The organism is Lysobacter sp. BMK333-48F3 (assembly GCF_019733395.1).
Classification (GTDB): domain Bacteria; phylum Pseudomonadota; class Gammaproteobacteria; order Xanthomonadales; family Xanthomonadaceae; genus Lysobacter.
This window is the reverse complement of sequence record NZ_JAIHOO010000001.1, coordinates 4,531,587-4,548,412: the sequence shown is the minus strand read 5'-3', so window position 1 is coordinate 4,548,412 and position 16,826 is coordinate 4,531,587. Positions and strand designations below refer to the sequence as shown.

Genomic DNA, 16,826 nt, shown 5'->3' with positions numbered 1-16,826 from the left:
CGGCTGCGGCGGATTCGGCGCGCGCCGGCTGGGGCGTCCGCCCGGCGCTGGCTAGAATGGGGCCCGATGACGACGGCGCCGGGCGCGCCGTCGCCGCTCACCGACGAGGCGCCGCATTGAGCCACCGCTACCAGACGATTCCGGGTCCGCATTTCCCGCGCGACGGCGCGCCGCCGGCGGGGCCGGCATGAGCGCGATCGCGCTGATCTGCCTGGGCGCCTGCGACGGCGCCCGGGTCGAGACCCTGATCGGCGCCGCCGCGCGACTGCGCGCGCAGGCCGGCCCGAACAGCCTGCGCGCGTGCTCGGACCTGTTCGCCGACCGCCATCGCGATTACCGCGGCGGGGTGACGGTGAACCTGATGCTGGCGCTGCAGACCGCCGCGGCCGACAGCGTCGAGGCACTGGAACGGCGCTTCAAGCAGATCGAAAACGACTTCGGCCGCCGCCGCGATCCGCAGCGGGCCTTGCCGGTGCCGCTGGACATCGACCTGGTCGGGCGCATCGACACGGACGTGCAATGGCAGCCGCGCTACGATCCGGGGCGGCCGTATCTGTTCCACGGCCTGCACCAGCTGCCGCTGCCGGCGTTGAAACAGGCGCTGGACGCGGTCGCCGCGCAGCGCGGCTTCGTGCCGGAGCGCAACGCCGAAGGGTTCTATGCCCTGGCCGGCGCGGCCTTCGTCGAACGTTGCCTGCACAGCAAGGATCTCTGGGTAGATTTCGCAGCGGAGGCCGGTTGATGTCGCAGCGCGTCACCTTGATTACCGGCGCCTCGCGCCGGATCGGCCGCGCCATCGCCGAAGCCTGCCTGGCGCGCGGCGACCGCGTGATCGCGCACCGCCGCGAGGCCGACGCCGAGCCGGCGCCGTATTCGGGGCCGGTGAGCGGCTGGAGCTGGGATTTGAACCAGGCGCTGCCGGCCCTGCCCGAGGCGGAGATCACCGACCTGGTGCTCAGCGCGTCGATGTTCGAGCGCGGCCAGGACTGGAACGCGCTCGACCCGGCCGGGCTGGACGAGGAGCGCGCGCGCATGCAGCGCCATCTGCAGGTCAACCTGCTGGCGCCGTGGGAGCTGGCGCTGGCCTTGCAGCGGCGCCGGCCGTTGGCTTCGGTGGTGATGCTGCTGGACACCTACCTGGACCGGTCCTTTCCCGGGCATGCGGCCTACCAGGTCAGCCGCGCCGCCGGCGCCGGCCTGGTGCGCGCGCTGGCGACCGAACTGGCGCCGACCCGGGTCAACGCGGTCGCGCCGGGCACGGTGCTGCCGTCGGTGCGCGACCCGGCCGAACGCGCCGAGCAGGAAGGCGCGATCGCAGCACGCACGGTGCTCGGGCGGATCGGCGCGCCCGAGGACGTGGTGGCGGCGGTGATGTACCTGAGCGATGCGGCCTACTGCACCGGCGAGATCCTGCGCGTCGACGGCGGCCGCTTCAGGTTGTGAAAGCCTGGGCCGGAGGCCCGGATCCGAATGCTGGGTCCGAGGCCCGGATCCGCATGCGGCGGCAGCGCCGCCGCATGGTCTGTTCGAGGCCGCCGGGATGCGCGCGGCGGGCCCGGCTCAGGGCTGGGCGGCCAGTTCGGCCATGTGCCGGGCGATGCGCGCCTGCGCGGCTTCGGCGGTGTTGCGCGCGCGCTGCCAGGCCGAGCGCGCGGCGCGTTCGGCCTGCTCCCAATTGAGCGCCGAGCCCAGGCGGATGCGCTGATAGCGCTGGCGCAGCTGCAGGGTCGGGTCGTCGAAGTCGCGATCCGGGTGTTCCAGATGCACCGAAATGCCGACGTAGAACGCCGGTGCGTAATCGCTGAAGCGCATGCCGTCGCGGTAGAAATCCGCGTGTCGGTAATGGCTGGCCCAATAGCTGAGCCCGGGCGTGTTCGGGCTGTGGCGGCCGCGTAGGGTGGTCGTCATCGCTCAGGCTCCGTGGAGGAACCCCCTGTTTCGCAGATGGTGCCCGAACGCGCCGTTAGATGCACGTGTAGACGGCGATTCAATCGAGGCAAACGTTCATCTCTGCGATCGCGATCCGCTCCGCTGCGCGACCGCGGTCACGCGCCGGCCGGCGCCGCGACGGGCGCGGACGGGGGGCGGGCGAGGGCGGGCCGGCAGGCCCCGGCCGGCGCTTGGCCGCGCCGGCGCAGACGGCGGATCGGCCCGCGCCAGTGTGCTCGCCGGACCGTCAAGCGAGGTATGCTCGGACGGCAGGCACGACCGGTTCGGCGCGATCATCCACGAGCGAGGGGGCTTGAGCGGAATGACCGACAGTTCCCGCGATTCGGGGCGTACCGCCGAGCATCTGCGTTTCGTCCGCCGCATCTATGCGATGCGCTCGCTGGGGCTGGGCTTCGGGTTCTTCGCCGTGGCCGGGGTGCTGTACGAGCAGCGCGCCGCGGTCGGGGTGTGGGCGCTGTTGTTCGCCAACGGCTATCTGTGGCCCACGCTGGCCTATGTACTGGCTTCGCGCAGCCGCGACCCCGAGTACGCCGAGTACCGCAACCTGGTGATCGACTCGGCGCTGGGCGGGCTGTGGGTCGCGGTGATGCAGTTCAACCTGGTGCCCAGCGCCTTGCTCGCGGTGATGCTGTCGGCCGACAAGATCGGCGTCGGCGGCTGGCGTTTCCTGGTCCGCACCGCGCTGGCGATGCTGATCACCGGCGCGGCGGTGTGGACCCTGATCGGCTTTCCGTTCTCGCCCTACAGTTCGATGACCGTGGTTCTGGCCTGCCTGCCGTTCATGGTGGTCTATCCGATGGCGATCAGCAGCGCCGCCTACGGCCTGGCGCGCAAGGTGGTCCGGCAGAACAAGCAGCTCGACCAGCTCAGCCGCACCGATCCCCTGACCGGCCTGCAGAACCGCCTGCATTGGGACGATTCGGCGACCGCGGCGATGACCCATTGCGCGCGCTCGTCCCGCCACGCCAGCCTGATCCTGATCGACGTCGACCATTTCAAGGACATCAACGACTTCCACGGCCATCAGATCGGCGATGCGGTGCTGCGCCGGGTCGCCGGCATCCTGCACGGCGTGGTGCGCCTGACCGACACCGCCAGCCGGATCGGCGGCGACGAATTCGCCCTGGTGCTGATGAACATCGACGACGAGCCGGCGCGCTCGATCGCCGAGCGGATCCGCAAGGCGATCGAGGACGCGCGTTTCGACGACGCGCCGGCGCTGCGCTGCACGGTCAGCATCGGCCTGGCCTCGACCGGGCCGCGCACGGTCAGCGCGGCGATGTGGATGCGCCACGCCGATGCGGCGCTGTACCAGGCCAAGCAGCGCGGCCGCAACCAGGTGGTGTGCGCCGACGCCGAGGCGGAGCGGGGTTTGCCAGCAACGAAACAGGCTCACTAGAATCCACCGTCCGGAACACCCGGCGCAGACTCGAAGATCGGGGCAGGGCATGGCGGAGCAGGGCGGCAACCTCGCGCAGACGCGCATCGGCATCATCGGCCTGGGCTACGTCGGCCTGCCGCTGGCGCTGGAATTCGGCAAGCGCTACGACACCGTCGGCTACGACATCAACCCGGTGCGGGTGGCCCAGCTCAGCCTGGGCGAGGACCTGCACCGCGAGAACGAGGCCGGCGAGATCGCCGCCGCGACCCGGCTGCGCTTCAGCGCCAGCTTGCAGGATCTGGCCGATCGCGACACCTATGTGATCACCGTCCCGACCCCGATCGACGAGCACAAGCGCCCGGACTTCAGCCCGCTGATCCAGGCCAGCCGCGCGCTCGGCGCGCTGCTCAAGGCCGGCGACACGGTGATCTACGAGTCCACCGTCTACCCCGGCGCGACCGAGGAGATCTGCATTCCCGAACTGGAAAGCGCCAGCGGCCTGCGCTTCAACCGGGATTTCTTCGTCGGCTACAGCCCGGAGCGGATCAACCCCGGCGATCGCCAGCGCCGGCTGGTCGACATTCCCAAGGTCACCTCCGGCTCCGACGCGGCCACCGCCGAGCGGGTCGACGCGCTGTACCGCAGCATCATTCCCGCCGGCACCCACAAGGCCTCCAGCCTGCGCGTGGCCGAGGCGGCCAAGGTCATCGAGAACACCCAGCGCGACGCCAACATCGCCCTGATCAACGAGTTCGCGCTGATCTTCCAGCGCCTGGGCATCGACACCACCGAGGTGCTGGAAGCGGCGGGCAGCAAGTGGAATTTCCTGCCGTTCCGTCCCGGCCTGGTCGGCGGCCACTGCATCGGCGTGGACCCTTACTACCTGATCCAGAAGGCGCAGAGCGCGGGCTACTACCCCGACATCCTGCTCGCCTGCCGGCGCATCAACGACGCCATGGGCGGGCACGTCGCCGCCGAGGTGATCAAGCGGATGATCCAGCGCGGCATCGCCGTGGCCGGTTCGCGGATCCTGATCCTCGGCCTGACCTTCAAGGAAAACTGCGCCGACCTGCGCAACACCCGGGTGGTCGACCTGGCGCGCGAGTTCGGCGAGTACCAGGCCCGGGTCGAGATCCACGACCCCTGGGCCCACGCCGAAGAGGCGCGGCGCGAATACGGCCTGGAAATGGTCGAGGCGCCGCAGGCCGGCAGCTACGACGCGGTGATCGTCGCGGTCGCGCACGAACAGTTCCGCGCCCTCGGCGCCGCCGGCGCGCGCGCGTTCGGCAAGCCCGGCGCCCTGCTGTACGACATCAAGAGCCTGTACCCGCGCGACCAGGTCGACGCGCGGCTGTAGCCGGCGCGGCCGCCGCGCGGGCACGGGCACGATGCCTGCACCCGCGGCCGGTTATGCTCGGCGCCAGCTCGTGAACCGACCGATCGCCATGCGTTATGCCGCCTACGCCGCCAGCCTGCTGTTGACCGTGATCTCGTTGTCGCTGGTCTGGCTGCACCATCCGGACTGGTGGTGGGGCGTGGCCGCGTTCGGCGCGATCGCCGCGCTGGGCACCGCCGACCTGCTGCAGACCCGCAGCACCCTGCGCCGCAACTATCCGGTGCTGGCCCATTTCCGCTACGGCCTGGAATCGATCGGCCCGGAGATGCGCCAGTACTTCATCGAGGCCGACACCGCCGAGGTGCCGTTCTCGCGCCAGCAGCGCGCCCTGGTCTACCAGCGCGCCAAGTCGGTCAACGACGTGCGTCCGTTCGGCAGCCAGCAGGACGTCTACAGCCAGGATTACGAATGGATCAACCATTCGCTGGCGCCGACCGCGCACGTGCCGCACGACTTCCGGGTGACGATCGGCGAGAACGCCGCCCAGCCGTACTCGGCCAGCGTATTCAACATCTCGGCGATGAGCTTCGGCTCGCTCTCGGCCAACGCGATCCGCGCGCTCAACAAGGGCGCCAAGCTCGGCGGCTTCTATCACGACACCGGCGAGGGCTCGATTTCGCCGTATCACCGCGAGAACGGCGGCGACCTGGTGTGGGAGATCGGCTCGGGCTATTTCGGCTGCCGCGACGAGCGCGGCCTGTTCGACGAGCAGCGCTTCGCCGCCAACGCCGGCGACCCGCAGGTCAAGATGATCGAGATCAAGCTGTCGCAGGGCGCCAAGCCCGGCCACGGCGGGGTGCTGCCGGCGGCCAAGGTCAGCGCCGAGATCTCGGCCACCCGCGGCGTGCCGATGGGCCAGGACTGCGTGTCGCCGGCCGCGCATTCGGCGTTCGATTCGCCGCTGGGCCTGCTGCGCTTCGTCGCCCGCCTGCGCGAACTGTCCGGCGGCAAGCCGACCGGGTTCAAGCTCGCCATCGGCCATCCCTGGGAGTGGTTCGGCATCGCCAAGGCGATGCACGAGTCGGGCCTGTTGCCGGACTTCATCGTCGTCGACGGCGCCGAGGGCGGCACCGGCGCGGCGCCGGCGGAGTTCATCGACCACGTCGGCGTGCCGATGCACGAGGCGCTGATGCTGGTCCACAACACCCTGGTCGGACTGGAGTTGCGCGACAAGATCCGGATCGGCGCCGCCGGCCGCATCGTCAGCGCCTTCGACCTCGCCCGCACCCTGGCGATGGGCGCGGACTGGTGCAACGCCGCGCGCGGCTACATGTTCGCGCTGGGCTGCATCCAGGCGCAGAGCTGTCACACCGACCGCTGCCCGACCGGGGTGGCGACCCAGGATCCGAGCCGCTGGCGCAAGCTCGACGTGCCGGACAAGGCCAGCCGCGTGTTCCATTTCCACGAGAACACGCTCAAGGCGCTGCGCGACCTGTTGTGCGCGGCGGGCCTGCGTCATCCGGGCGAAATCGGGCCCGAGCACATCCTGCGCCGGGTCTCGCCGACCGAGGTGCGTTCGCTGGGGGCTTTGTACAATTTCCTCGCTCCGGGCGACCTGATCGGCAAGGTGCCGGCGCATGCGGTGTTCCAGGCGTTCTGGAGCGCGGCACGCAGCGATTCGTTCGCCGCGCCGGCGCGGGTGCTGGCGATGCGCGAGAGCAAGTCGCTGTAGCCGGGTGTTGGCGGGGAGGATCGGTATCTGTTGAGAGAAGGGGGGGGGCGGCGTCCCACGGGGGCTTTCTTCGGTCACAAACCACTACCGCCATCGCTCAATCTCGCTGCGTCTTTGTCCTCCCCTGTAGGAGCGGCGTAAGCCGCGACGGGACGCGTAGAGAAATCAACGCTTGTGCTATTGATCGAAGCTCGAAACCACCGCGGGGTAGGAGCGGCGCAAGCCGCGACCGCGTTCCTGCGGTCTCGCGGCGTGTGCCGTTCGGAGGCTTCTAAAGCTTCAAAGCTCCAAAGCAAAGCTTCCGTCCGCAAGCGGCCGGGTCACTTTCTTTGTCCAAGGCGACAAAGTCCCACGGGATTTCCTTCGGTCAAAAGTAACCAAAGAAAACGCCATGGCTGTTTCGAATCAAAAGCCACTATGGGACGGAGCCTGCGCGGGGCTGCTCCGCACAGGCCATCCCTGGCCTGGCTGCGCACGGCCCGCATCCCTGCGGGCCGCCCTCCGGGGCTTCAGGGCGTTCTCGCGAGTTCGCTGCTGCGCCAAGCTCATTCCGGCAACGGCAACGGCAACGGCAACGGCAACGGCAACGGCTTGTGCCGCTGCGGTGAGCGGAGCGTTCGTCGGAGTGGACTAGGGCGTGCCGCTTACAACAACTCCAGCACCCGCTCGGGCGGTCGGCCGATCACGGCGCGGTCGGCGTGGACGAAGATCGGGCGCTCGATCAGGCGCGGGTGCGCGACCATCGCTGCGATCAGCGCGGCGTCGTCGAGGGCGGGATCGGCGAGGCCGAGTTCGCGGTACTCGTCTTCGCCGCTGCGCAGCAGCGCGCGCGCCGGCAGGCCCAGCAGTCCGAGCAGGGCGCGCAATTGCGCGGCGTCGGGCGGCGAGTCCAGATAGGTCACCAACGCCGGCTCCAGGCCGCGCTCGCGCAGCAGTTCCAGGGCGCCGCGCGATTTGGAGCAGCGCGGGTTGTGGTAGAGGCGGGTGGGGGCGAGATGAGGGTCGGCCATGGGGCGGGTCCTGGTCTGGACGGGGCGAGGGCGGAGGCGAGGTCCGCGCCGGCGCGGTGCCGGAAACGAAAAAAGCCGGCTTGCGCCGGCCTTTCGTGGAACTGGTGGGCGGTGCAGGGTTCGAACCTGCGACCCTCGCCGTGTGAAGGCGATGCTCTACCGCTGAGCTAACCGCCCGATTCTTATCGGGCCGCAAAGTGTAATCGGGCTTTTCCGGGCTGACAAGCCTCGGCGGAAAATTTTTCCGCGGGGCGAGGCAGGCGTGTCCGGCCGCAGTCGCGTTCTGCCCGATCGCGACAGGGACAATCGCGACAGGGACGGAGGGGGTTAAGCGCGGGCGCTTAACCCCCTCCGTCCCTTCATGGTCCTCGCGGCCGCCGCGAGATTACTCCAACTGCTCCTTGGCGAAGGCCGCGTCCAAGGCTTCCATCGCGTCCAGCGGCTTGAGCTTGGCGGCTTTCTCGTAAGCGGCCGCGGCCGCGGCTTCCTGCTTGTCGCCGTGCAGGAGCAGCAGCACGTTGCCGTGTTCGATATGCGCGATCGGCGAGTCCGGGGTCAGCTTGAGCGCGGTCTTGATGTGTTTCTCGGCATCGGCGGCTTTGGCGCCGTAGGTCAGGCCGCCGATCATGCCGCCGATCTTGTCGATGATCTCGGCGTGGTACAGCGCCATCGCGGTATGCGCTTCGGCGTGCTTGGGCGCGAGTTCCAGGGTGGCGTCGAGGGCGTTGCGCACCTTGCCGGCGATGCCGGCCTTCAGCGCCTTGGCGATGCTCAGCCCCTGGCTGTAACGGCCCAGGGCGAAGGCGTGGCGATAGTGGCTGTTGGCTTCGTCCGGCAGCGCCTTGACCGCGGCCTCGGCGATCTTGGCCGCCTGCTCGTAGCGCTGCAGTTGCTCGTCTTCGTCCTCGACCAGGTAAGTGGCGTGGATGCCGAGCGCCTTGACCGCGACCGTGGCGCCGATCGGGCCCAATGCCTGGCCGGCGTCGAAGGCGGCCTTGAAATCGCCGCGGTGGAAAGCGCGCCATGCCTCCTGCAAGGCGTCGGCGAGCGCGGCCGCATCCAGGCCCTTGGGCGCGGCCTTGCCGGCGGCGTCGATCAGGGCGGCGGCGCGCTTGGCGTCGGGGTAGGGCTCGGTGTCGCCGGCATGCAGCTTGGGCCAGGCTTTCTTGAGAGCGTCGCCGGCATAGGCGTAGGCCTTGGCGTCGTGGGGAAAAGCGGCCCAAGCGGATTTGGCGGCCATCTGCGGTCCTTGTCGACAGGTCGGGTGGGCAGCATCCCGCCGCGGCCGCGCGCTGGCAAGAGGGCGGCCGCGGGCTTGCGGCGGCGGTCGCGGCTAGTGTGAATGCTCGATGGCGACGGCCCACAGTGGCGCGGTGAAACCCCCGGTCCCGGGCGGTCGTGCGGAGCGAACCATGGCAGCTGTGAAGCGCAACAAGACGGCGGCGAAGAGCCCCAACCCCACGCTGCGCCACGTCTGGCTGGCCGGCCTCGGCCTGGCCGTGGTCGCGCGCCGCGAAGCGCTGGCGGGCGGCGCGCGCGCGCTGGACCGGATCGGTTCGCTGCAGCGTCGCGCCCAGGGCCTGGTTGCCGATGCGCGCGACAACGTGCGCGGCGGGATCGAGAACATGCGCGGCCAGGTCGAGCCGACGGTGGTGAAGTTCAGCGCCGAAGTCGAAGCCCGGCTGGCGCCGGTGCTGGACAAGCTCGGCCTCAAGGGCGGCAAGAAGTCGCGCCGCGGCGCGCGCAAGCCGCGCAAGGCGGCCAAGCCGGCGCAGGCTCGGCGCGGAGCGCGCAGGCCGGCGCCGCGGCGGACCCGCCGCGCCTGATCCGGGATCGTTGACGAAAGGGCGCTGCGGCGCCCTTTTCGTTGCCGGAGTGTTGCTGGCGTGCGGTCCGGCGCGTTTGCCGGATCGGGGCAGGGGCTGGACCCGGTCGGGCGGCAGTCGGGCGATTCCAGCGTCCTGGACGCCGCCCGCCACGGCGCCGCGACCCCGGTCCCATTCCATCGGCCGGCAACGCGTACGGTCGGGCCCGCGATGGCCTAAACTCCACGGTTCCCGTCGCCGCTTCCGGCGGCGTCCCACGTTGCCCACTCAGCGCGCCGAGCCGATGTCCGCAGAATCGATCGATTTCCACGCTTACCCGGACGCGTCCGGTCACTTCGGCCGCTTCGGCGGGCGCTTCGTCGCCGAGACCCTGATCGCGCCGCTGGAGGAACTGGCGGCGGCCTACGATGCGGCGCGGGTCGACCCGGCCTTCATCGCCGAGTTCGAGCGCGACCTGGCCCATTACGTCGGCCGGCCCAGCCCGATCTACCACGCCCAGCGGCTCAGCGACGAAGTCGGCGGCGCGCAGATCCTGCTCAAGCGCGAAGACCTGAACCACACCGGCGCGCACAAGATCAACAACACCATCGGCCAGGCCCTGCTCGCCAGCCGGATGGGCAAGACCCGGATCATCGCCGAGACCGGCGCCGGCCAGCACGGCGTCGCCAGCGCCACCGTGGCCGCGCGCCTGGGCCTGGAGTGCGTGGTCTACATGGGCGCGACCGACATCGAGCGGCAGAAGATCAACGTCTACCGGATGAAGCTGCTCGGCGCGACCGTGGTGCCGGTGACCAGCGGCTCGCAGACCCTCAAGGACGCGCTCAACGAAGCGATGCGCGACTGGGTCACCAACGTGCGCGACACCTTCTACATCATCGGCACCGTCGCCGGTCCCGACCCGTATCCGCGCATGGTGCGCGACTTCAACGCCGTGGTCGGGCGCGAGGCGCGGGCGCAGATGCTGGACGAGTACGGCCGCCTGCCGGATGCGATCACCGCCTGCGTCGGCGGCGGCAGCAACGCGATCGGCCTGTTCCACGCTTTTCTCAACGACCGCTCGGTGCGCATCGTCGGCGCCGAAGCGGCCGGCGACGGCATCGACAGCGGCCGCCACGCCGCCTCGCTGGCCGCCGGCCGCCCCGGCGTGCTGCACGGCAACCGCACCTACGTGCTGTGCGACGACGACGGCCAGATCATCGAGACCCACTCGGTCTCCGCCGGCCTGGACTACCCGGGCGTCGGTCCCGAGCACGCCTTCCTCAAGGACGCCGGCCGCGCCGAGTACGTCGGAGTCACCGACGAGGACGCGCTGGCCGCGTTCCGCACCCTGGCCCGCACCGAAGGCATCCTCGCCGCGCTGGAGTCCAGCCACGCCATCGCCCAGGCGATCAAGCTGGCGCGCTCGATGCCCAAGGACCAGGTGGTGCTGTGCAATCTGTCCGGGCGCGGCGACAAGGACGTGCATACCATCGCCGGGCGCGAGGGGCTGCACTTCTGATGCTCCCGTCTCCCGTTTGCGGGAGCACGCGTCCGCAGGGCGGATGAGGGCGCGCGCCCGATCCGATGCTCGCCGACGCCGGCGGCCCTCACCCCGACCTCTCTCCCGCACGCGGGCGAGGGGCTAAAGCCAAAGCCTTTCATCCATGAACCGAATCGACGCCAAGTTCCACCAGTTGCACGCCGCCGGCCGCAAGGCGCTGATCCCGTTCCTGACCGCCGGCGACCCTTCGCTGGAAGCGACCGTGCCGGTCATGCACGCGCTGGTCGGCGCCGGCGCCGACGTGCTCGAGTTGGGCGTGCCGTTCTCCGATCCGATGGCCGACGGGCCGGTGATCCAGCGCAGCTCCGAGCGCGCGATCGCGCGCGGCGCCGGGCTCGGCTGGGTGCTGCAGGCGGTGCGCGAGTTCCGCCGCGACGACGCCGATACGCCGGTGGTGCTGATGGGGTATCTCAACCCGATCGAGATCCGCGGCGCGGCGCGCTTCGCCGCCGACGCGGTCGCGGCCGGGGTCGACGGCGTGCTGTTGGTCGACCTGCCGCCGGAAGAGGCCGACGAACTGCGCGGCGCCTTCGCCGACACCGGCCTGGCCTTGATCCTGCTGGCCTCGCCGACCACCACCGACCAGCGCCTGGCCCTGCTGTGCGAGGGCGCCCAGGGCTATCTGTACTACGTCAGCTTCGCCGGGGTCACCGGCGCCGACCGGCTCGACGCCGGCGCCGCCAACGACCGCCTGCACGAGATCCGCGCCCGCAGCCGGGTGCCGGTGGTGGCCGGGTTCGGGATCAAGGACGCGGCCAGCGCCGCGGCGATGGCGCGCGAGGCCGCCGGCGTGGTGGTCGGCAGCGCCCTGGTCGCGGCCCTGGCCGAGGCCGGCGACGAGGCCGCCGCGCGCACCGCCGCGGACTTCCTCGCCCCGCTGCGCCAGGCCCTGGACGCGCGCGGCTGAACGGCCGGCGGCGGGCGTCGGCGCCCGCTGCGCTAAACTCATCCGCCGGTGCGCGGTGGCGCCTGCCGCCCCGTTGCCCGCCGGCACTTCACCCGTGGTTGCCTGAACAGGAAGATTCCATCGCATGTCTTGGCTCAAGAAACTCATGCCCTCCGGCATCCGCACCGAGACGGTCGCGGCCAAGCGGCGCAGCGTCCCCGAGGGGCTGTGGGAAAAGTGCGAAAGCTGCGGCGCGGTGCTGTACCGGCCGGAGCTGGAGGAGAACCTGGAGGTCTGCCCCAAGTGCGGCTTCCACATGCCGATCCGCGCCCGCGTGCGACTGCTCGCGTTCCTCGACGCCGGCAGCTCGCAGGAAATCGCCGCCGAGCTCAGCCCGGTCGACGTGCTGAAGTTCAAGGACCAGAAGAAGTACGCCGAACGCTTCAAGGCGGCGCAGAAGGCGACCGGCGAGCGCGACTCGCTGGTGGCGATGACCGGCACCCTCAAGCAGCGTCCGCTGGTCGCCTGCGCGATGGACTTCGCCTTCATGGGCGGCTCGATGGGCTCGGTCAGCGGCGAACGCTTCGCCCGCGCCGCCGAGCGCGCCCTGGCCGACCGCGTGCCGCTGATCTGCTTCGCCGCCAGCGGCGGCATGCGCATGCAGGAAAGCCTGTTCTCGCTGATGCAGATGGCCAAGGCCTCCGCCGCGCTGGGCCGGCTGCGCGACGCCGGGCTGCCGTTCATTTCGGTCATGACCCATCCCACCTTCGGCGGCACCACCGCCTCGTTCGCGATGCTCGGCGACCTCAACCTGGCCGAGCCCGGCGCGCTGATCGGCTTCGCCGGCCCGCGCGTGATCGAACAGACCGTGCGCGAAAAATTGCCGGACGGTTTCCAGCGCAGCGAGTTCCTGCTCGAGCACGGCACCGTCGACCAGATCTGCGATCGACGCGAAATGCGTGACCGCCTCTCGCATCTGTTGGCGCTGTTGATGAAACAATCGCAACCCGAAGACGACGCAGAGGCGGCGGCTTGATCGCAGCGGCCCGACCGCGCGCGTCATGGGGGACCGCTGCGGCGGTCCTTGCCGTCTGTGGACACGAGCGTGGGCTGGATGGCCTAGGGGCGCGATCGGTGTCGGCGGCGTCTTCGATCCTGTCCCGATCACATCCAGCGCCCGCGTCCTGGTGCGACGCGCCGCGCTACCTGGAGGTTGAACTGCATGGCTCGTAAGTATTTCGGCACCGACGGCATCCGCGGCCGGGTCGGCGAAGGCCCGATTTCCGCCGATTTCGTCCTGCGCCTGGGCAACGCCTACGGTCACGCCCTGACCCGGCGCGGCTGGCGCAATCCGATGGTCATCATCGGCAAGGACACTCGCATCTCCAACTACATGTTCGAGGCTGCGCTCGAAGCCGGGCTGGTCGCCGCCGGCGTCGACGTGCAACTGATGGGGCCGATGCCGACCCCGGCGGTCGCGCACCTGACCCGTTCGCTGCGCGCCGACGGCGGCATCGTCATTTCCGCCTCGCACAATCCGCATTACGACAACGGCATCAAGTTCTTCTCGGCCGAGGGCGAAAAGCTCGACGACGAGACCGAACTGGCGATCGAGGCGGCGCTGGAGCAGCCGTTCCGCACCGTCGAGTCCGAACGCCTCGGCAAGGCCGTGCGCACCCGCGACGCGATCGGCCGTTACGTCGAAGCCTGCAAGAACTCGGTGCCCAAGGGCTTCGACCTCAGCGGCATGCGCATCGCCATGGACTGCGCCAACGGCGCGACCTACCAGACCGGTCCGCTGGTGCTGGGCGAGCTCGGCGCGCGGGTCGACGCGATCGGCATCGATCCCAACGGCCTCAACATCAACGACGGCGTCGGCTCGACCCATCCGCAGACCCTGGTCGCGCGGGTCAAGGCCACCGGCGCCGACCTGGGCATCGCCTTCGACGGCGACGGCGACCGGGTCCTGTTCGTCGACGGCGAAGGCCGGGTCTGCGACGGCGACGACCTGCTGTACGTGCTGGCCAGCGACTGGCAGCGCAGCGGCCGCCTGCAGGGGCCGGTGGTCGGCACCCTGATGACCAACTACGGCCTGGAGCGCGCGTTCGAGCAGATGGGCATCGGCTTCCTGCGCGCCAAGGTCGGCGACCGTTACGTGCACCAGCAGTTGATCGCCCACGGCGGCGTGCTCGGCGGCGAAGCCTCCGGCCATCTGCTGTGCCTGGACCGCACCAGCACCGGCGACGGCATCGTCAGCGCGCTGCAGGTGCTGGAAGTGCTGGGGCGCAACGGCATCAGCCTGCGCGAGGCGCTGGACGGGCTGTACCGGGTGCCGCAGAAGACCGTCAACGTGCGCTACGAGGGCGAGGCCAAGCCGGCCGAAGCGGCCTCGGTGCAGGAGGCGTTGCGCAACGCCCAGGCCGCGGTCAGCGGCCGCGGCCGCGCTTTCCTGCGTCCGTCGGGCACCGAGCCGGTAGTGCGGGTCACGGTCGAGGCCGACGACGAGGCGCTGATGCAATCGACCCTGGACACCTTGTCCGCTGCGGTGCGCGCCGCCGCGGCCTGAGTCGCCGGCACGCAGTTGCGATCTGACGCACCGGCGCCCAGCGCGCCGGTGCGTTTTTGTTTGCGCACCGCCCTTGTAGGAGCGGCGTGAGCCGCGACTGCCATCGTTCAATCTAGCCGCGTCTTTGTCCTATGCCCCCTGTAGGAGCGACGCAAGCCGCGACCGCGTTCTTGCGGTCTCGCGGCGTCTGCCGTTCGAAGGCTTCCAAAGCTCAAAAGCAAAGCTTCCGTCCGCAAGCGGCCGGGTCACTTTCTTTGTCCAAGGCGACAAAGAAAGTAACCAAAGAAAACGCCATGGCTGTTTCGAATCAAGAGCCACTATGGGACGGTGTTTTCGCAGGGCTGCTCCGCACAGGCCATCCATGGCCTGGCTGCGCACGGCCCGCATCCCTGCGGGCCGCCCTCCGGGGCTTCAGGGCGTTCTCGCGAGTTCGCGGCGGCGCCAAGCTCTTTCCGGCAACGGCAACGGCAACGGCAACGGCAACGGCAATGGCAACGGCAACGGCGGCCGCAACGCAACCCCACAGACCGAAGCGCGTGCAGGTCAGTGCTGTTGCTGGAACCGGGTCAGCATGTCCCAGGACTGGCGCAGGGCGGTCGGGTCGACCTTGGCGTTGGGCAGCGGGCGGTAGCGGCGGTCGACCACGGTGGCGGCGCCGTAGCTGTCGAACAGATAGATCCGGTCGCCCTGACGGATGCCGCGCTGCGACCAGCTTTCCACCAGCAACGGCCGCTGCGGCTGGGGCGGGCCGAACAGGTCGCGGCCGGTGCTGTAGTCGCCGGCCGGGTTGCGGCAGCCCAAGGCGTGACGCATCACGGTCGGGACGAAATCCTCGTGCGCGGTGACGTGGGCGAACTTCTGCGGCGCGCGGCCGGGCCAGCGCAGCACGAACGGGGTGCGCAGCTGGTAGTCGGAGAAGTTGCCGTTATGGCCCCAGTAGTTGAGCTTGAGGTCGTTGAATTCCTCGCCGTGGTCGCCGGTGATCAGCACCACCGTGTTTTCGGCGAAGGGGCCGGCGTCGAGCGCGCGCAGGAACTCGCCGATCAGGCTGTCGGCGTAATGCACCGCGGTGCGGTAACGGTTGAATTCCGGGGTCGGGTCGTGGTCCGGGCCCAGGTCCAGCGGATTGACGTCGGCCGCCATCGGCCGCGCCAGCGGCGGATAGCCCTTGGGCATGTAATAGGGCTGGTGCGGCGAATCCAGGAACACGAAGCCGAAGAAGCGCCCGTCGCGCGGGGTCGCGGCGATGTCGGCCTGCAGCCGGCGCAGGATCTCGCGATCGCGCTCGGCGCTCTTGCGCTTGCGCGGGCCGTTGACCACCCGGTCGCGCACCTCCGAGAACACCGTGCGGTCGAATTCGGGGCTGTACAGCGGCGCGCTGCCGTAGATGTGCATGCCGTAGCCGTCGCGCTTCATCTGCCCGATCAGGGCCGAGCCGCGCTGTTCGGCCAGCATCGGGTGCCAATAGCCGCCGGGCAGGCCGTAGAGCAGGCCGAACACGCCGAAGCGGGTGGCGTTGCCGGAACTGTAGTGGTCGTCGAACCATTGCGAGCGCTGCGCGTAGGCCCACACGTTGGGCATCGCCTGCGGGTCGAGCGCGTCGTGGCGCAGCGATTCGAGCAGGATCACCACCACGTTGAGCTTCGGCGCCGGGTCGCACTGCAGCGGGCGCAGCGGGTAGGTCAACAGGCCCTCGCCCTGGGTCGGCAAGGACGCGCCTGGGTCGCGCTCGATGCCGAATCGGGCCAAGGCGTCCTTGAGCGTGATCGGCTGGGCCCAGGGGATGTAGGGCAGCTGCGACATCACCGCGCGGTCGCCGCGCGCGTCGTAGTAGGCGACCATGCCCTGGCCGACCAGCATCACCGCCGCGGCCGCCAGCCAGCCCTTGAGCACGCGCTGCCAGCCCGGCCGGCGCTCGAGCAGGCGCCACCACAGCCAGGCGATCACGATCTCCAGCGCCAGCACCGAGCCGACCGCGAGCGCGATCAGGCCCCAGACCGCGCCGGAGAACACCACCTGGTCCTGCATCGCGCCGCCGAACACCATGTTGGCGACCATCGCGTTGAGGTGGAACCGGTACAGGGCGAAGACCTTGGCGTCGGTCAGCAGCAGGCAGATCCAGGCCGCCTGCAGCAGCACGGCCGACGCGCCCAGCACCCGCACGCTGCGGGTCGCCCAGCCCAGCAGCAGCGCCGGCAGGCCGAGTACGGCGCCGAAGAACAGGAAGTGGCCGGGCAGGGCCAGGGTCAGGAAGAACGCGGCCTTCCAGTGCTCGGCCAGATGGGCGAAGGGGATGTTGGACGCGGCGATGGCGATCGCGGCCAGCGCGTTGCTGAAGATGAACCCGGTCAGCCAGGCCAGGGCGCGGCGCGCCGGGAAGGCGGGGCGGGCGACTGTATCTTGCATGCGGGGGGCGTTCTCGGCGGCCGACGGTACTGCCGGCGCGCAAGGCCGGTCGGGGCGCGACTGTATCGCGTAATCCGCCCCCGGAATACCGCCGGGAGGCGGCTTTGCCGGCCCTGTCGCGCCGCGGCGAGCGCGGACGCCGGGTTTGAGCGAAAATGGTCCATTACTCGAGACCGAAGACACCACAGGAAGG

At 70.2% G+C, this 16,826-nt stretch carries 14 protein-coding genes and 1 tRNA gene; 10 read left to right on the top strand and 5 right to left on the bottom strand.

The window, feature by feature from the left end; genetic code table 11:
- Positions 1–187 precede the first annotated feature (187 nt).
- On the top strand, positions 188–742 hold the full coding sequence (locus K4L06_RS19570; RefSeq protein WP_221672978.1) for a 2-amino-4-hydroxy-6-hydroxymethyldihydropteridine diphosphokinase: 555 nt from the start codon (positions 188–190) through the stop codon (positions 740–742).
- Positions 742–1,443, top strand: a complete 702-nt coding sequence (locus K4L06_RS19565; protein WP_221672977.1) for an SDR family oxidoreductase — start codon at positions 742–744, stop codon at positions 1,441–1,443. The genes K4L06_RS19570 and K4L06_RS19565 overlap by 1 nt, the downstream gene beginning before the upstream one ends.
- 117 nt (positions 1,444–1,560) lie before the next feature.
- Here K4L06_RS19565 and K4L06_RS19560 read toward each other — a convergent pair whose 3' ends face one another.
- Positions 1,561–1,908: a hypothetical protein gene (locus K4L06_RS19560; protein WP_064749826.1), complete on the bottom strand. Its 348-nt coding sequence runs from the start codon at positions 1,906–1,908 to the stop codon at positions 1,561–1,563.
- A gap of 343 nt (positions 1,909–2,251) precedes the next feature.
- On the opposite strand from K4L06_RS19560, the gene K4L06_RS19555 reads away from it, so the two are divergent.
- The 3 genes from K4L06_RS19555 (at position 2,252) to K4L06_RS19545 (ending at position 6,399) form a co-directional block, all read left to right on the top strand.
- Positions 2,252–3,349: a diguanylate cyclase gene (locus tag K4L06_RS19555; RefSeq protein ID WP_221672976.1), complete on the top strand. Its 1,098-nt coding sequence runs from the start codon at positions 2,252–2,254 to the stop codon at positions 3,347–3,349.
- Between the two features lie 49 nt (positions 3,350–3,398).
- Positions 3,399–4,688, top strand: a complete 1,290-nt coding sequence (locus K4L06_RS19550) for a nucleotide sugar dehydrogenase (RefSeq protein WP_221672975.1) — start codon at positions 3,399–3,401, stop codon at positions 4,686–4,688.
- Positions 4,689–4,776: 88 nt separating this feature from the next.
- Positions 4,777–6,399 (top strand): FMN-binding glutamate synthase family protein, encoded by a 1,623-nt coding sequence (locus tag K4L06_RS19545; RefSeq protein WP_221673704.1) that lies wholly within the window; start codon positions 4,777–4,779, stop codon positions 6,397–6,399.
- Positions 6,400–7,043: 644 nt separating this feature from the next.
- Here the strand turns inward: K4L06_RS19545 and arsC are convergent.
- The 3 genes from arsC to K4L06_RS19530 all read right to left on the bottom strand — a co-directional run bounded on the left by arsC (position 7,044) and on the right by K4L06_RS19530 (position 8,649).
- The gene (gene arsC, locus K4L06_RS19540) at positions 7,044–7,409 is read right to left on the bottom strand and encodes an arsenate reductase (glutaredoxin) (protein WP_221672974.1); all 366 of its coding nucleotides are present in this window, start codon (positions 7,407–7,409) and stop codon (positions 7,044–7,046) included.
- Positions 7,410–7,511: 102 nt separating this feature from the next.
- Positions 7,512–7,586, bottom strand: a tRNA-Val gene (locus tag K4L06_RS19535).
- 208 nt (positions 7,587–7,794) lie between these two features.
- On the bottom strand, positions 7,795–8,649 hold the full coding sequence (locus tag K4L06_RS19530) for a hypothetical protein (protein WP_221672973.1): 855 nt from the start codon (positions 8,647–8,649) through the stop codon (positions 7,795–7,797).
- 172 nt (positions 8,650–8,821) lie between these two features.
- On the opposite strand from K4L06_RS19530, the gene K4L06_RS19525 reads away from it, so the two are divergent.
- The 5 genes from K4L06_RS19525 (at position 8,822) to glmM (ending at position 14,227) form a co-directional block, all read left to right on the top strand.
- Positions 8,822–9,235, top strand: a complete 414-nt coding sequence (locus K4L06_RS19525) for a hypothetical protein (protein ID WP_221672972.1) — start codon at positions 8,822–8,824, stop codon at positions 9,233–9,235.
- Between the two features lie 283 nt (positions 9,236–9,518).
- Positions 9,519–10,733: a tryptophan synthase subunit beta gene (gene trpB, locus K4L06_RS19520; RefSeq protein WP_221672971.1), complete on the top strand. Its 1,215-nt coding sequence runs from the start codon at positions 9,519–9,521 to the stop codon at positions 10,731–10,733.
- A gap of 145 nt (positions 10,734–10,878) precedes the next feature.
- A complete protein-coding gene (gene trpA, locus K4L06_RS19515; protein ID WP_221672970.1) occupies positions 10,879–11,682 on the top strand; it encodes a tryptophan synthase subunit alpha in 804 nt (267 codons plus the stop codon).
- A 124-nt stretch (positions 11,683–11,806) separates the two neighbouring features.
- Positions 11,807–12,697, top strand: coding sequence for an acetyl-CoA carboxylase, carboxyltransferase subunit beta (gene accD, locus K4L06_RS19510; protein ID WP_221672969.1), 891 nt, complete (start codon positions 11,807–11,809; stop codon positions 12,695–12,697).
- A gap of 186 nt (positions 12,698–12,883) precedes the next feature.
- Entirely contained in the window at positions 12,884–14,227 is a 1,344-nt protein-coding gene (gene glmM / locus K4L06_RS19505) for a phosphoglucosamine mutase (protein WP_221672968.1), read from the top strand.
- A 543-nt stretch (positions 14,228–14,770) separates the two neighbouring features.
- On the opposite strand, the gene K4L06_RS19500 is transcribed toward glmM, so the two are convergent.
- Positions 14,771–16,633, bottom strand: a complete 1,863-nt coding sequence (locus K4L06_RS19500; RefSeq protein ID WP_221672967.1) for a sulfatase-like hydrolase/transferase — start codon at positions 16,631–16,633, stop codon at positions 14,771–14,773.
- Positions 16,634–16,826: the final 193 nt, after the last annotated feature.

Bases quoted from the DNA above. Each gene is read 5' to 3' on its own strand.
- K4L06_RS19570 (WP_221672978.1), top strand. From the start codon at position 188: ATGAGCGCGATCGCGCTGATCTGCCTGGGCGCCTGCGACGGCGCCCGG.
- K4L06_RS19565 (WP_221672977.1), top strand. From the start codon at position 742: ATGTCGCAGCGCGTCACCTTGATTACCGGCGCCTCGCGCCGGATCGGC.
- K4L06_RS19560 (WP_064749826.1), bottom strand. From the start codon at position 1,908: ATGACGACCACCCTACGCGGCCGCCACAGCCCGAACACGCCCGGGCTC.
- K4L06_RS19555 (WP_221672976.1), top strand. From the start codon at position 2,252: ATGACCGACAGTTCCCGCGATTCGGGGCGTACCGCCGAGCATCTGCGT.
- K4L06_RS19550 (WP_221672975.1), top strand. From the start codon at position 3,399: ATGGCGGAGCAGGGCGGCAACCTCGCGCAGACGCGCATCGGCATCATC.
- K4L06_RS19545 (WP_221673704.1), top strand. From the start codon at position 4,777: ATGCGTTATGCCGCCTACGCCGCCAGCCTGCTGTTGACCGTGATCTCG.
- arsC (WP_221672974.1), bottom strand. From the start codon at position 7,409: ATGGCCGACCCTCATCTCGCCCCCACCCGCCTCTACCACAACCCGCGC.
- K4L06_RS19530 (WP_221672973.1), bottom strand. From the start codon at position 8,649: ATGGCCGCCAAATCCGCTTGGGCCGCTTTTCCCCACGACGCCAAGGCC.
- K4L06_RS19525 (WP_221672972.1), top strand. From the start codon at position 8,822: ATGGCAGCTGTGAAGCGCAACAAGACGGCGGCGAAGAGCCCCAACCCC.
- trpB (WP_221672971.1), top strand. From the start codon at position 9,519: ATGTCCGCAGAATCGATCGATTTCCACGCTTACCCGGACGCGTCCGGT.
- trpA (WP_221672970.1), top strand. From the start codon at position 10,879: ATGAACCGAATCGACGCCAAGTTCCACCAGTTGCACGCCGCCGGCCGC.
- accD (WP_221672969.1), top strand. From the start codon at position 11,807: ATGTCTTGGCTCAAGAAACTCATGCCCTCCGGCATCCGCACCGAGACG.
- glmM (WP_221672968.1), top strand. From the start codon at position 12,884: ATGGCTCGTAAGTATTTCGGCACCGACGGCATCCGCGGCCGGGTCGGC.
- K4L06_RS19500 (WP_221672967.1), bottom strand. From the start codon at position 16,633: ATGCAAGATACAGTCGCCCGCCCCGCCTTCCCGGCGCGCCGCGCCCTG.